This is a genomic window from Pseudoalteromonas ulvae UL12, from assembly GCF_014925405.1.
In the GTDB taxonomy this organism is placed as follows: Bacteria; Pseudomonadota; Gammaproteobacteria; order Enterobacterales; family Alteromonadaceae; genus Pseudoalteromonas; species Pseudoalteromonas ulvae.
The window spans coordinates 346,334-360,871 of sequence record NZ_AQHJ01000027.1; the positions used below are offsets into that span (position 1 = coordinate 346,334).

15 protein-coding genes are annotated in these 14,538 nt (G+C 42.1%); all 15 read right to left on the bottom strand.

Annotated features, from left to right (window positions below):
• Positions 1 to 37: 37 nt before the first annotated feature.
• Positions 38 to 895, bottom strand: a complete 858-nt coding sequence (locus PULV_RS09665) for a MinD/ParA family ATP-binding protein (protein ID WP_086743852.1) — start codon at positions 893 to 895, stop codon at positions 38 to 40.
• Positions 888 to 2,291 carry a flagellar biosynthesis protein FlhF gene (gene flhF, locus PULV_RS09670; RefSeq protein WP_193331579.1) on the bottom strand — a complete coding sequence of 468 codons (1,404 nt, stop codon included), beginning with the start codon at positions 2,289 to 2,291 and terminating at the stop codon, positions 888 to 890. Before flhF ends, PULV_RS09665 begins: the two co-directional genes overlap by 8 nt.
• 19 nt (positions 2,292 to 2,310) lie before the next feature.
• The gene (flhA, locus tag PULV_RS09675) at positions 2,311 to 4,422 is read right to left on the bottom strand and encodes a flagellar biosynthesis protein FlhA (protein ID WP_086743854.1); all 2,112 of its coding nucleotides are present in this window, start codon (positions 4,420 to 4,422) and stop codon (positions 2,311 to 2,313) included.
• 104 nt (positions 4,423 to 4,526) lie between these two features.
• Positions 4,527 to 5,657, bottom strand: coding sequence for a flagellar biosynthesis protein FlhB (gene flhB / locus PULV_RS09680; RefSeq protein ID WP_193331580.1), 1,131 nt, complete (start codon positions 5,655 to 5,657; stop codon positions 4,527 to 4,529).
• A 16-nt stretch (positions 5,658 to 5,673) separates the two neighbouring features.
• Entirely contained in the window at positions 5,674 to 6,453 is a 780-nt protein-coding gene (gene fliR, locus PULV_RS09685; RefSeq protein ID WP_193331581.1) for a flagellar biosynthetic protein FliR, read from the bottom strand.
• Positions 6,453 to 6,722 (bottom strand): flagellar biosynthesis protein FliQ, encoded by a 270-nt coding sequence (fliQ, locus tag PULV_RS09690; RefSeq protein ID WP_086743857.1) that lies wholly within the window; start codon positions 6,720 to 6,722, stop codon positions 6,453 to 6,455. Before fliQ ends, fliR begins: the two co-directional genes overlap by 1 nt.
• 2 nt (positions 6,723 to 6,724) lie before the next feature.
• Entirely contained in the window at positions 6,725 to 7,468 is a 744-nt protein-coding gene (gene fliP, locus PULV_RS09695; protein ID WP_086743858.1) for a flagellar type III secretion system pore protein FliP, read from the bottom strand.
• A gap of 1 nt (position 7,469) precedes the next feature.
• On the bottom strand, positions 7,470 to 7,847 hold the full coding sequence (gene fliO / locus PULV_RS09700; RefSeq protein ID WP_086743859.1) for a flagellar biosynthetic protein FliO: 378 nt from the start codon (positions 7,845 to 7,847) through the stop codon (positions 7,470 to 7,472).
• A complete protein-coding gene (fliN, locus tag PULV_RS09705; protein WP_086743860.1) occupies positions 7,844 to 8,248 on the bottom strand; it encodes a flagellar motor switch protein FliN in 405 nt (134 codons plus the stop codon). Before fliN ends, fliO begins: the two co-directional genes overlap by 4 nt.
• A gap of 34 nt (positions 8,249 to 8,282) precedes the next feature.
• Complete coding sequence (gene fliM, locus PULV_RS09710) at positions 8,283 to 9,377, bottom strand: flagellar motor switch protein FliM (protein ID WP_086743861.1); 1,095 nt, start codon at positions 9,375 to 9,377, stop codon at positions 8,283 to 8,285.
• Between the two features lie 12 nt (positions 9,378 to 9,389).
• Positions 9,390 to 9,926: a flagellar basal body-associated protein FliL gene (gene fliL / locus PULV_RS09715; protein WP_193331582.1), complete on the bottom strand. Its 537-nt coding sequence runs from the start codon at positions 9,924 to 9,926 to the stop codon at positions 9,390 to 9,392.
• Between the two features lie 65 nt (positions 9,927 to 9,991).
• Positions 9,992 to 11,812: a flagellar hook-length control protein FliK gene (locus PULV_RS09720; protein WP_227009382.1), complete on the bottom strand. Its 1,821-nt coding sequence runs from the start codon at positions 11,810 to 11,812 to the stop codon at positions 9,992 to 9,994.
• A gap of 84 nt (positions 11,813 to 11,896) precedes the next feature.
• A complete protein-coding gene (gene fliJ, locus PULV_RS09725; protein ID WP_193331583.1) occupies positions 11,897 to 12,349 on the bottom strand; it encodes a flagellar export protein FliJ in 453 nt (150 codons plus the stop codon).
• 19 nt (positions 12,350 to 12,368) lie between these two features.
• Entirely contained in the window at positions 12,369 to 13,697 is a 1,329-nt protein-coding gene (fliI, locus tag PULV_RS09730; protein ID WP_086743865.1) for a flagellar protein export ATPase FliI, read from the bottom strand.
• Between the two features lie 2 nt (positions 13,698 to 13,699).
• Positions 13,700 to 14,533 carry a flagellar assembly protein FliH gene (fliH, locus tag PULV_RS09735; RefSeq protein ID WP_193331584.1) on the bottom strand — a complete coding sequence of 278 codons (834 nt, stop codon included), beginning with the start codon at positions 14,531 to 14,533 and terminating at the stop codon, positions 13,700 to 13,702.
• Between the last annotated feature and the right edge of the window lie 5 nt (positions 14,534 to 14,538).

The following is a 14,538-nucleotide window of genomic DNA, read 5'->3' on the forward strand; positions in this document are numbered from 1 at the left end:
ATTGCTATATCCAATAACTTTATTCACACAGGATGCCTTAGCGATTGACAAGCTTTTCTATGAAGAACTCCAAATGCCCTGAAGGTTGATTTGGAATGGGCCATTTTGCTGCTTTAGTCGCAAGTGTTTTAAATGCTATCGCAGCTGGTGACTTTGGAAAGAGATCAACTATCGTTTTTTGTTTACGGATTGATTTACGCATATTTTCATCAAATGGAACTGTAGAAACAAGCTCAAGAGAAACATCTAAAAAACGATCAGTCACTTTAGATAGTTTGGCAAATAGCTCTTGGCCTTCACGTAGACTACGGACCATATTAGCAACTATTTTGAATTTGTAGACCCCATGCTCTCTGCTAAGAATTTTTATCAAGGCATAAGCATCTGTAATTGAAGTCGGCTCATCACACACAACCACAAGTACATCTTGCGCAGCTCGTGAAAAGCTTAAAACCATATCAGAAATACCTGCTGCGGTATCAACAATTAATACATCATAGTCTGCATTCAGTTCACCAAAAGCACGGATAAGACCCGCATGTTCAGCAGGAGAAAGTTCAACCATGTTCTGAGAACCCGAAGTTGCTGGGACAATACGGATCCCATGAGGGCCTTCAACTAAAATATCTTCTAATTCACATTCACCCGATAAAACGTGCGATAAGTTACGTTCAACTCGAAGCCCTAGCATTACATCACAGTTTGCCAACCCTAAGTCAGCATCCAACACCAATACCCTTTGGCCTTGTTGTCCCATTGCAATTGCCATATTTAAAGACACATTGGTTTTACCAACGCCTCCCTTGCCGCCTGTTACTGCAATTACTTTTACAGCTTGATTATTTTGATTCATTCTTCGCAGGCCACTTGCTTGATCTAAAACTGTATTAATCATACATCCCTACTGCATGAGACTCCAAGGTTGGATGTCTTTTAAATTGCGCGTTTGCACGTTTTGCGTACAACTGCTCAGCCTTTTTGACTAATTTTTCTGCATTAGCCACTCTAATATCCTCTGGCACACGCTGACCATTAGTAAGATACCCTATTGGCAAACGATTTTGAATCGCAATACTAATAATCTCACCTAAACTTAAGCATTCATCAAGTTTTGTGAATATACAACCACTTAAGTGGACCTTTTTGAAGTGCTTAACCGTCTCTTGTAATACTTCAAGCTGTGCTGTCGCACTCAATACTAAGTAACTACGTATATCGACTCGAGCATTTTTCATCAAGGTATTTAACTGTTCAGTTAAGCGTAAATCACGTTGACTCATGCCAGCGGTGTCAATTAATACTAGTCTCTTATTTCGTAAATGATAAAGCATTTCTGCTAATTCATTCGCATCTTTTACTTGTTTAACTGGACAGCCAATGATTCTGCCATAAGTTGCCAGTTGTTCATAGGCTCCAATGCGATAAGTATCTGTTGTAATTAAAGCTATTTTATCCGCACCGAATTTTTGTGCGCCTAATGCGGCCAATTTTGCAACAGTTGTGGTTTTGCCAACACCTGTTGGGCCAACCAAAGCAAACACCCCGCCATTGCGTAAAATTTCATTATTAGACGTATAAAGCTGACTTTGCACCATTTCTAACAGAGCCTGCCAGGCTTTTTTCTCTGAGACATCGTCAGGGATAAAGCAAGCCATTTGATCGGCGAGCTCATCACCAATCCCCATCCCTTTAAGCCGATCGACCATATAAGCTTTCGTAGGATCCCGTCTTGCTAAATCTTGTGACATCAAACCTGATACTTGATGTTCGAGTAATTGGCGAATGGCAAGCATTTCATCTTTCATTGCCTTGATTTCATCATCACTTTTAGAAAGGTTCGCAGCTGGCTTAGCTACAGTTTGTTTTGTATCTCTTTCTGGCTGTGAGAAATCATCTTCAGGGCCTTTATACCAATGTTCTGCCTTAGGCTTTTGCTGTTCTTCCAACATGCTTGAAAAGTTATTTGTTTGCGGTTTTGTTGCTTGACGATTCAACAGAGCCTCTAAACTATCTGCTATTTTCGCTTCAGGCTCAGGCGCTCTACTGATAGCTTGTGGTCTAACAACTTGCTCATTTTTAACACCGTAATCAGACATTCTTTCACTGATCGGCGCTCGAACTTGCGCAGGTGCACGTTTTACAGGGGCACGTTCATGATCAACGGCCGCGACAATCTCAACACCATTAGCCATTTTCTTATTCGACATAATAACTGCATCAACACCCAACTCTTCTTTGACTTCATTGAGTGCAGTACGCATATCTTTAGCAAAAAAACGTTTAATCTTCATAAATTACCCCTTGTCCAAACTATTGCTGACCTACAGAGCTGACAATCTTTATTTGCTTTTCATCCGGTACTTCTTGATAAGACATCACCCTTAAACCTGGTAATGTATGTTTAACAAATCGCGATAAAACCGTTCTCAGCATTCCTGATGTCAACAATATGGAAGGTTCTCCTGACATTTCCTGGGTTTGATGTGCTTCACTGAGTGAATTTTGTAATCTCTCAGCAAGTCCAGGTTCAATGCCAGCTCCTTCGTCACCTGCATTTTGAAGTGACTGATGCAACATCTGTTCCAACTCAGGCGCCAATGTTATGACAGGGATTTCAGGCGTCGCCCCAACGATATCTTGAACAATCAAACGGCGTAGTGAGATACGTACTGCAGCCGTTAATACATCAGGATCTTGGCTACGAGGGCCATACTCAACTAAAGTTTGAACAATGGAGCGCATATCGCGAATTGGAACCCCTTCATTAAGCAGGTTTTGCAATACTTTTACGATAGTTGTCAGATGTAAAGTATCTGGCACTAATCCTTCCACTAAACGTGGATGACTCTTAGTCAACATATCGAGTAAATTCTGAACTTCCTCATGACCAAGCAATAATGAAGCATTGTTGTGAAGTAATTGACTGATATGCGTAGCCACGACCGTAGCTGCATCAACAACTGTGTAGCCAAGTGATTGGGCTTCGTCTTTTTTGTTAGGGCCAATCCAAACAGCCTCAAGCCCGAACGCAGGATCTTTTGTGGGCGTACCATCGATTGGACCAAATACTTGCCCAGGGTTAATAGCAAGCTCATTACCGTGCTTTAATTCACCTTCCCCGACAGCAACCCCCATAAGCGTAATACGATACGCATTAGGATCTAATTCTAAGTTGTCACGAATATGCACTGGAGGGACTAAAAATCCGAGCTCTTGAGAAAGCTTTTTACGCACCCCTTTAATTCTGCTCAGTAACTCCCCTCCTTGCGCCTGATCAACCAATGGGATTAAACGGTAACCCACTTCTAAACCTATGACATCAACTTGTGATACATCATCCCAGCTAAGCTCTTTTTGCTCTTGCGAAGGAGCAGGAGTCGCCCCACTCGCACTTGGCTGTAGCTCGCCTTTTTCAATAGCTTCTTGTTCTTTAATCGCCTTTTGTTGAGTATAAAATGCACCGTAACCAATTAATGCACCTAATGATAAAAATGCAAAATGCGGCATGCCGGGCACTAAACCCATGACAATTAAAATACCTGAGGTGATAAATAGCGGCTTTTCATTACCAAGCTGTTTCTTAACTTGATCACCCATATTTTGTGATTCATTTTGACGAGTCACAATAATTGCGGTGCCAATAGATAAGAGTAAAGAAGGAATTTGAGCAACCAGACCGTCACCGATGGTTAACAGCGTATAGACTTCCATCGCAAGACTAAAGGGTAAATCGTGCTGGATCATGCCAATAAATAACCCACCCGTAATATTGATTACGAGAATGACAATCCCCGCAATAGCATCACCTTTTACAAATTTACTCGCACCATCCATCGAACCATAAAAATCAGCTTCCCTCGTGACTTCATTTCGACGCTCTCGTGCTTGCTCTGCCGTAATAAAACCGGCATTTAAATCAGCATCTATCGCCATTTGCTTACCTGGCATCGCATCAAGAGTAAATCGAGCGGTTACTTCGGAAATTCGCCCTGCACCTTTTGTAATTACGACAAAATTGATAATGATCAAAATGAGAAACACTACAAAACCAACAACATAGTTGCCACCCATCACCACAGAACCAAATGCTTCAATCACTTGACCTGCAGCATCACCGCCGTTGTGTCCTTCAAGTAAAACAACACGCGTACTGGCTACATTCAGGGCTAAACGCAGAATCGTAGCGATTAATAAGATCGCAGGAAATGCACCAAAATCGAGAGGTTTCATGGTGTAAACAGTGACAAGTAAAACAACAAGTGCCAAAGCTATATTAAAAGAAAATAACGCATCGAGTAGCATAGGAGGCATAGGCAATACCACCATTGCCAAAGCCGCGAGTACTAAAATAGGCGTCCCAACCCCTTTTAGATACTCCATTTTATCTTTATTGATTTGTGTTAATACAGCCTGAAGATTCATACACAACTAATTTCAAAAAATTGACACTAGGTGGGTAAAAGCAAAATACATTCCAGTTATCAACTTTAAAAAAACAATAAATTTAGCGCTTTAAAATCAGTTGATTAATACTTTAATTCATCAGGAATTGGCAGTTTTGTTGATGGCTTACTTGGGCGTTTTCCGCGGCCATTATTGAATTGTTTCAGCTGATACACATAAGCTAAAATTTGCGCGACTGCGATAAATAACTGATCTGGGATTTGCTGTCCGACCTCTGTAGTGTGAAACAAAGAGCGGGCCAACATTGGGGACTCAAGAACCGGCACATCATGTGCTTTTCCTATTTTTCGGATCTGTAATGCGATTTCATCGATGCCTTTAGCCAACACAATCGGAGCCCCTGCTTTTTCTGTGTCGTACTTGAGTGCGACTGAGTAGTGAGTCGGGTTGGTGACAATCACATCGGCATCCGGCACATCTTGCATCATGCGTCGTTGCGACATTTCTCGTTGAGTACGCCTAATACGAGCTTTTATTTGCGGATCACCTTCCGAATTTTTATATTCGTCTTTAACTTCTTGCAGAGTCATTTTGAGCTGTTTATTGTGATTCCATTTTTGAAAGGGCGCATCCACTAAAGCAACAACTACTAACGTGCAAGATAACGCTAAAAACATCCACCCGAGGATTTTTAATGAATGCTCAATATTCCCGGGCATGGTTTCTAAACTCAGGTGTAAGATTTCATAAAAATACATTTTTATTAATAACACAGCAGTAAATGCGACTAATAAAAACTTGAGCAACCCTTTAACAAGCTCAATCACAGCTTGCGGGCCAAACATTCTCTTAAAACCTTGATAAGGTGATAGTTTATTTGCTTTTGGAGCCGCGGCTGACCAACTAAAATTAAATCCACCCAAGAAGGTATTACCAATAAATGCAGCGACTAAAATCACCAAAACAAACATGGTCATTCCAAACCAAAGCTCTTTACCAATATCTCCCCAAACGGCAAACATCTTAGTGGTATCAAACGCTTCGTTACGATTTAAGTTGAGCAACCTGGCCATCACACGATGCAAGCCAGCTCCGATCGTCGGCCCATAAATAAGCAACGACACTGCAGACATTATTAAAACCACCGCGGTGCCTGTTTCTTTAGAACGAGCTATCTGGCCTTTTTTTCGGGCATCACTGAGCTTTTTATCCGTGGGTTCTTCGGTTTTTTCTTGATCTGAGCCTTCAGCCATTTTTCAACCTTAGCTTTTAAGGGCCACAGCCCGACACTTTACACATTAATTCAAGCATACGTTGCCACTGGAATTCAAACTGGACAACAAAATTCCCCATCGTCGCCCAAATAATAACAAGCCCCATCATCAGCGTAAAAGGGAAACCAATAGAGAAGATATTTAACTGAGGTGCCGCTCGGGTCATCACACCAAATGAAATACTAGTAATCAACATCGCGGTTAAAGGTGCTAAAGAAAGTACTAACGCAGTCGCAAATAACCACCCGCCCCATAAGGCAACTTCACGAAAGTTTTCAGGATCCCACCAGGTGCCATCTATCGGTAGCGCGGTGAAACTGTGTATTAACATTTGGATCATGATTAAATGACCGTCATATACCCAGAACAACAAAGACGCTAAAATTAAATAAAATTGACCCACTGCTGGCACATTTTGCCCATTTGTTGGATCTATAATCGAAGCAAAACCTAAGCCAGTTTGCATCGCTAATATTTGTCCCGCAAGTACAAAAGTATTGAGCATTAGTACCGATGCAAATCCCATTGCTACACCAATTAAAATCTGTTGCAACACGACTAACACCATTTCAAACGAGAATAAATTTGTAAATGAGACTGGTGGTAACATAGGGACTGCAATAAAGGTAATCACTACAGCTAAGCCTGTCTTGATCCGTGTCGGGACTGTTCTAACACCAATCCCTGCCATCACCATCAACATTGCTGAAATCCTTGCCAATGGCAATAAGAAATCCGCTAACCACTGCATAATGATAGAAAGCGGAAACTCCATTAACCGACCACTTCAGGTATTTGTAAAATTAAACCAGTGAAAAAATCCATTAATTCTTGCGTTAACCAGTGACCACCAATAATCAAAGCGAGTAGAGTTACGATGAGGCGAGGTAAGAAACTTAATGTTTGCTCATTAATTGAAGTTGCAGCTTGAAATATTGATACAATTAAGCCTACGATCAAACTCGGTATAATGATTGCAGCCACAATTTTAATGACCAAAAACAAAGCATTACTTAAGACTCCAACAAAGACTTCAGGTTCCACCGCTAGCTCCCTAAACCAAAACTCTTCGCCAATGTGCCCATGACCAAACTCCAGCCATCGACCAACACAAAGAGCATTATTTTAAATGGTAACGATACAATCATGGGCGAAAGCATCATCATACCCATTGCCATCAGGACGGAAGCAACAACCAAATCCACAATTAGGAAAGGAATAAAAAACATAAAGCCAATAATAAAGGCCGTTTGTAGCTCACTGGTTATAAAAGCTGGAATAATAACAGTAAAAGGAGCATCTTCAGGTTTATTAAGCTGAGTAATCCCCGCGATTTGTGCAAATGTTTCGAGGTCTTTAACCCGTGTTTGCGAGAGCATAAATGCTTTAATTGGCTCTTTAGCCTGTTCTAAGGCGACTAACGATGTCATCTCTTCATTTAAATAAGGTTGGATTGCACGTTCATGAACTTGATTATAAATAGGCGTCATAATAAAAATACTCATGAACACGGACATGCCAACAAGCACTTGATTAGAAGGTGTTTGCTGCAGGCCGATAGCTTGGCGCAAAATAGCTAAAACCACAATGATGCGTGTAAACGACGTCATCATAATCACTGCTGCGGGAATAAAACTGAGTGCGGTCATTATAGCCAGCACTTGCAAAGTAACCGAATACTCTTGCGATCCATCCGCATTGCTTGTGACTGTTAAGGCTTGTAAACCCTGATCTGCACTGAGTGACGGTGAGAGCAACACTAAAACGCTCAATATTATCCATTTAAGCATATTAAATTTTCTTATTATTTGGATTTAAGATTTGGCTAAAAGACTTTGCTAGTGCAGGCATTTCTTTTGCAGCTAGCGGGTTTTCTAATTCGTAAAGGTAATTAATAGCATGGGGGGTCACCCCTAAAAGGTGTTGTTTATTGTCTATTTCAACCACTAACAGCCGCTCTTTTGAGCCTAAGGGAATTGAACGGATCACCTTAAATTCATCCATCGTAGGCATATTCGGGGTAAAACGTTTTACCAGCGCTGCCAAGCAAATGATGATAACAATCACTAAAGCAAGTGACATGGCTACAGACATTAGATTTTGTGCAGGGGCGCTTTGCGCCCACACAGGTAAACTGACAAACGTTGCGAATGCGATAAACACTCTCATCGTAATTTCTTAATCCGTTCTATCTGACTGATTACATCTGTTAAACGAATACCAAATTTGTCATTCACGACCACAACTTCACCATGCGCAATTAACGTACCATTGACGAGTACATCTAGAGGCTCACCAGCCACGCGATCGAGCTCAACAACGGAGCCTTGGTTTAATTGCAGTAAATTACGAATACTAATTTTAGAGCGCCCGACCTCCATTGAGATAGTGACGGGTATATCTAGAATGGTATCGAGTTTTCTTTTCTCTTCTTGAGTAATTTCTGCGGGTTGATTAGAGAGTTCGTCAAGCTCAGCAACTTCTACATCACCGCCTTCGCCTCCTTCACCATCCTCTGCTTCAGCTAAGGCTGCCGCCCATTCGTCCATTGTATCTTGGTCATCACTCATAATTTTTCACCTATAAACATTCTGATAATTTTTCCTACCAATCTAAATCAACCCCAGTGGATAGATGCAAATCTTCTTCGAGTTGTTCAAGCTCAGCATCAGAATCCAGTTTTTTACCACCTTTGGTGAAGACATGCATCTCAGATTTAACTGAATCTGGACGCTTAATTTTTTCACTAATTTGCAATGCGACATTGTCTCGTGAACGCCCCATCTTTGCTCGATACGTTGGTAAATCTTCTATAAATACGGTGATATGCTCCGGCATTTCAACCGGAATAATATCCCCTTCTTTTAGGTTCATGATTTGTTCTAACGATAAATCAACTTCAAGCATCCGTGTCGATAAATCAACTTCAACATCCATAATTTCATCGCGCAGTGCCTTACTCCAACGTAAATCAGTATCTTCGGTATCTGATTGCACACCCGCATCAAGCAGCTCCCGAATAGGCTCCAGCATAGAGTAAGGTAATGCTATATGGAAATCGCCACCCCCTCCATCTAATTCAATATGAAAGGAGCTGATCACCACGACTTCCGTAGGACTAACAATATTCGCCATCGCAGGATTCACTTCTGAATCGAGGTATTCGAATGAAACATCCATAACCGGCGCCCATGCTTCCTTATAATCTTCAAAAATTATTTTAAGGAGCATTTGCACAATACGTCGCTCAGTGGGAGTGAATTCTCGGCCTTCGATTTTGGCGTGATAACGACCATCACCACCAAAAAAATTATCAACTAGAATAAAAACGAGCCGCGCTTCCATTGTGATTAAACCAGTTCCTTTGAGGGGTCTAAACCTCACCATGTTTAAACTCGTTGGAACAAATAATGTATGAATGTACTCACCAAACTTAATCATTTGTACGCCGTTTATCGACACTTCAGCAGTACGGCGCATCATATTAAACAAACTGATCCGCATGTGGCGAGCAAAGCGCTCATTAACAATTTCAAGAGTGGGCATCCGGCCACGAACAATACGATCCTGTGACGAAAAATCGTATTGCGAGGCAGAGGAACCACTGCCATCGTCGCCATCATCTATCTCATCTTCTTCAACGTCATCGACACCATGGAGTAAGGCATCAATTTCGTCTTGGGATAATAAATCGCTCACCCTATCTCCTCACTACTGCATTACAAAGCCAGTGAACAACACGCGTTCAACGACTTTATTGCCTTCAATATCAATCAATTTATCTTGTACTTCTTTAAGTGCTTTTGTTCTTAAAGACTCTTTTCCGGCACTGGTACTGAGTTCATCCGCATTAGACGTGGCAAAAATACCTAACAATGCCCCTTCAATAAGCGGAATGTGTTTTTTAGCGGCTTCTTCATTTGCATCACCTCGTACCAACAATTGCACTTTAATTTGCACTAAACGATCACGGCTCGCTCCTGGTACATTAAATACAAATGGTCTTGGCATACCCACGTACAATGCAGTGCCTATTTCAGCTGAAGCTGACTTTTCTGGAGCGGCACCTTCTGCAGGCGCAGCACCAGTCTCTGCTAATGTTTCTTCTTGCGCTGGCGGCTCATCACCAGACATCATAAAAAACGCCCCACCACCAGCGGCCAGCACAACCACGGCAATAATGATAAACAGCATTTTCTTACTTTTACCGCCACCTTCTTCTATTTGTAGATCTTTTTCGTCAGCCATAATGATATCTCTGTAATTAAACTCTTTATATTATTGCTTTGAATTCAGGATAATAGCAATTATTGTTATGCGTAAAAATCAACACCACCCACTCGACTGCCTGCTATTCGAGCACTAATGTGTGAAGTTTGCTCAATTTCTTCATCAGTATCAGCATGTTGCTTGTTATGTGATGTATCTGAACTGTCATTACTTTCGTCATTTGACTCACTTTGTTGCTCAATACTGCTTTCGCCTAATTGAATACCTTGCTCAGCAAGCATTTCTCGTAAACGAGGAAGAGATTGTTCAAGTGCCTCTTTAGCTTGTTGGCTTTGTACCACAAAATTAATTTGTGCTTGTTCTGCATCACTACGCACTCTAATTTGCATACTACCCAGCTCTGGTGGATCTAAGCGGATCTCCGCTTCTTTTTTGTTCAGACCTAACATGAATGTGACTCGGTCATGTAATTCTTTCGCCGCTTCTGTTCTAAGTATATTGAGCGGTTGTTGCAACTGAGCCTCTGTTGGTGCCGGTTGCATCAACTGTGAACGTTGCTGTGTTAGCTGATTTAAACTGGCTGGGCTGTATAGGTTACTCAATGTGTCACCTGACACCCCTTCACTTGATGAGCCAGGTAGCAACCCTGGCACCCGAACTTGCTCTGAATTCGTTTTGTCAGTCAACATTTTATCGATCAACGCATTAAAAGCCTGCTCGACTTGCTTTGCATCTTTGTTAGATTGCACAGCAACGCCTGCTAATGACGAGTCGGCCTGAAGTTTAGCTGTGTGTTGAGATTCAGTATCTGACATATCCATCATATTAACATTAACAGTCAAGCTTGATGTGTGCTCAACCTTGCCTTGATTGTTTTGACTATGCAGTTGATTGACATGTGATAAATTAGGCGCTTTGCTCGCATCTTTAGCCTGCTCAATAATTTGGGCCGCGTTGGCTATCACTTCAGTTGTTAGATCATCTTCACTTTTGTTAAGCGTATCAGCTGACACGGATGATACGTTTGTTCGAACCTGAGCTTCATTTTGTTGAGAATCTGAACCCATGTCTGTCGAAATCGATTTAGGCAGCTCAAATCCGAAGCCCTCTTCGTCCACTGGAGCACTTATAAATTCACTCGATAAAAATGCTTGTAATTGTTTAAGCACATCACTCAAAAGTTGCTTATCAACACCCATTTCTTCGGCTAATTGTGCTAAATTATCCATGGCTAAGTCTAATTTTTGGCTCAACTCTTGTCGTTGGCTAGATGAAAGCCCAGCCATCTTTTCTTTTAAGCCATCCAGTAAGTCACTGGCTTGAACAAGTGATGAGTTTTGCCCAAGCAGTATTTCGGATGACTCATCGCCTGCGCTATGAAGCGCTTGTTTATCAGTCATCAACGACGAAAAAGCCAACAAGCCATCTTGATGCTCGCTCATAATTTCCAGCTGATTGTCATTGGTGTCGAGCAGTAAATCACCCAGCTGTGCTGAATTGAAAAAGTGATTAACTGTGACCGTTGCATTGGCTGAGTCATGAAGTTGGTTCAGCAATTGACTGATAGTATCAGTCAAATTCTCATGTTTAAGGTTTGCCTTATCTCTGGCTGACTCTTTGTTATCCTCAGAAATAAGCAGTAATGGATCGACTTCTGAAGATGTGGCTTCGTTCTCATCTCCTAAATCAGCGGCCATGAGCGGTGAGTTATTGCCACTCTTGAAGTCTTCAGCCTGCGACACTTGCTTTGCCGTTTGTTTATCTTCCTGTTGAGAGGTCATACTTTGAGAGTAAAGCGAAGAGAACTCACCCCCTCCTTCACTGCTTAGTTCTAAATTTGACTCAGCACTTTGTTTTTGTTCAACATTTAAAGCTAAAGTTACGTTATTACTAATGCTTGCCATAAACCCCTCCAGGGCGTTAACTTAAGTGCCAATACCTAACAGATGGCGCTTAATCTCAAAGCTGATATAAAAGAAAAGCAAAAATTAGACCAGTTGTGATTTTTTCATTCGCATAAACATATTCGTGCTGAATTCATCGAGCATTTTTTGCTCTTCTTTTTGTAATTTCGCTTGTTTAGCCTGTAACTGTTTCTCTATTAACTTGGCGATCGCTTTGGTTTTTTGCTGTTGAGCGAGCCAAATACCCTTTCGTTGTTCAACAACTTGTTTAGCGGTATTGATAACGTCAATTTGCTGTGTCATTGCAGCTTCAATCTTATTAATAAAAGCATGGAATTGATTGAAATTATTACTGCTTAACCCTTGTTGGCCGCGTGTATTTAGCTGCTTCATATAATCGAGCCTAAACTCTGATAGACCAGTTAATTTTGCTTGATTATCTCTTAAGTATTGTTCGGCCCTCAGATACTCGGAGCGTCGTGCTTCTTCTTGATCTTGATTGAGCTTCAACAATAACGTGAATTGCTTTGTCGCCATAACTTATCCCCTTAATCGTTTAAGCTTGGCCTAATAACCGCGCTAAGCCTTGCAGCGCTTCATCGTATGGGATCACCTCTTTCATGGTTTGCTGCAAGAAACCATTTACACTGGGCATCATAGAAATAGATTTATCTAATATGGGATCAGCACCTTTTTGGTATGCACCAAGCGTGATCAGATCTTTATTTTGCTGATATAACGAATAAACTTGTTTTAGCACTCGGGCTTGCTGCATATGCGCCTCAGAGACAACTTGCGGCATCACTCGGGAAATAGATTTTTCGATGTCAATGGCGGGGTAATGACCGCTATCTGCCAGTTCTCTCGAAAGGACGATATGCCCATCTAAAATGGCTCGTGCTGCATCAGCTATGGGATCTTGCATATCATCTCCTTCAGAAAGCACCGTAAAAAAAGCAGTGATAGAGCCTTGACCCTCCCCACCATTGCCTGCACGTTCGACTAACGCAGGTAGTTTTGCAAACACTGATGGCGGATATCCCTTAGTTGCAGGCGGCTCTCCCACAGCGAGGGCTATTTCACGTTGCGCCATGGCATAGCGCGTCACTGAATCAAGGAGTAATAAAACATTCAAACCTTGATCTCTAAAATATTCAGCAATAGTGACCGCTGTTTCACATCCTTTTAAACGCATTAATGGGGATGCATCCGCAGGAGCAGCCACGACGACCGAACGCCTGCGCCCTTCATCACCTAAAATTTCTTCGATAAACTCTTTAACTTCACGGCCACGTTCACCCACTAACCCAACAACAATTACATCCGCAGCTGAGCCGCGGGTCATCATGCCAAGTAACACAGACTTACCCACACCACTGCCGGCAAATAAGCCCATACGCTGGCCTTGCCCCACAGTGACGACCGCATTGATAGCACGCACGCCCACATCCATAGGTTCACTGATTGCTCGCCTCGCCAATGGATTAATGGCATTTTGTGCAAACTTGAGTTTCTTTTCAGATTTAATAGCTCCTAAGCCATCGATTGGGCGACCGAGTCCATCAACGACTCGACCAAGCAGCGCCATCCCAACAGGTAAACCCGCTTCTTTCACTTGGGGGATCACTCTGGCTCCAGGTAACACGCCTGAAATGGCATCGTTAGGCATGAGATACAAAATATCGCCATTAAATCCAACGACTTCAGCATCAATAAAACCATTCAGTGTTTCAATTTGGCACTGGCTGCCAACAGGGGCTTTGACACCTCGCGCTTCAAGTGTAAGACCTACCACACGAGTTAAACTGCCAGCAACAGCTGGAGGGACTTTACGAATATATTGGCTATATTTTGATAATTTTTCAGGTAATGCAGTATCTTGCATGATTACTCGTCGTGATTTTGACGGTCGATTCCTGAATTATGCAAAAAGCTATCCAATGTTTCTGAAATTCGATACTTTACAGTGTAATCAATTGATGATGTTGGGGTTTTAACAATACACCCTCCGACCTCAATACTGGGTTCTGCTTTTAAAAACCAACCCCGCTTATCGATTTCTTCTTCACCATAACTTTGTTTTATGAGCTGTAAGTCATCAGGATTCAACTCGATTTCAATGTCTGGAGCATTATGGGGTAAGGCTTCAATACATTGTTTAAGAGTCGATAATATAGCTTGTGGGTTCGTTTTGACTTCTGTGAACACCACCGCTTCGGCAAGTGAGACTGCTAATTGAACCAACTGTTTCTCTGCTTGTTCATCATAGTCTCGCAGCGGTTGTTGTAAACCACTAATGAGCGTCTGAAGCTGTAACAGTTTTTCTTCTATTAATGGTTTGGAATCTTCAAGGCCTTGCTCTTTACCTTGCTCCGCCCCTTCTTCAAAGCCTAGCTTTAAACCATCGGACTTCCCTTCTTCAAGTCCGATCGCATACCCTTCAGCATGACCTTGAGTCATGCCTTCATCAAATGCATCTTGGCGAATTTGCTCGATTTCTTGAAGTGTTAATGGCGCAGGTTCTTGCTCTTGCTCCACTTCTGGCTCAACCTGAGTTGGCTTAGAACGAAATTGTTGTTCCATCGGTGTACCAAACGCTGTTGAGCGACCATCGCGTTTTTTTCGCTGATCAGTCACCTCAGGTACCGGCCAGTTTTTCAGTAACTCCCGCACAGCCTCTTCAGATTGGATCTGATGCCCTTTTAAAAACGTATTAGCCATGCTGT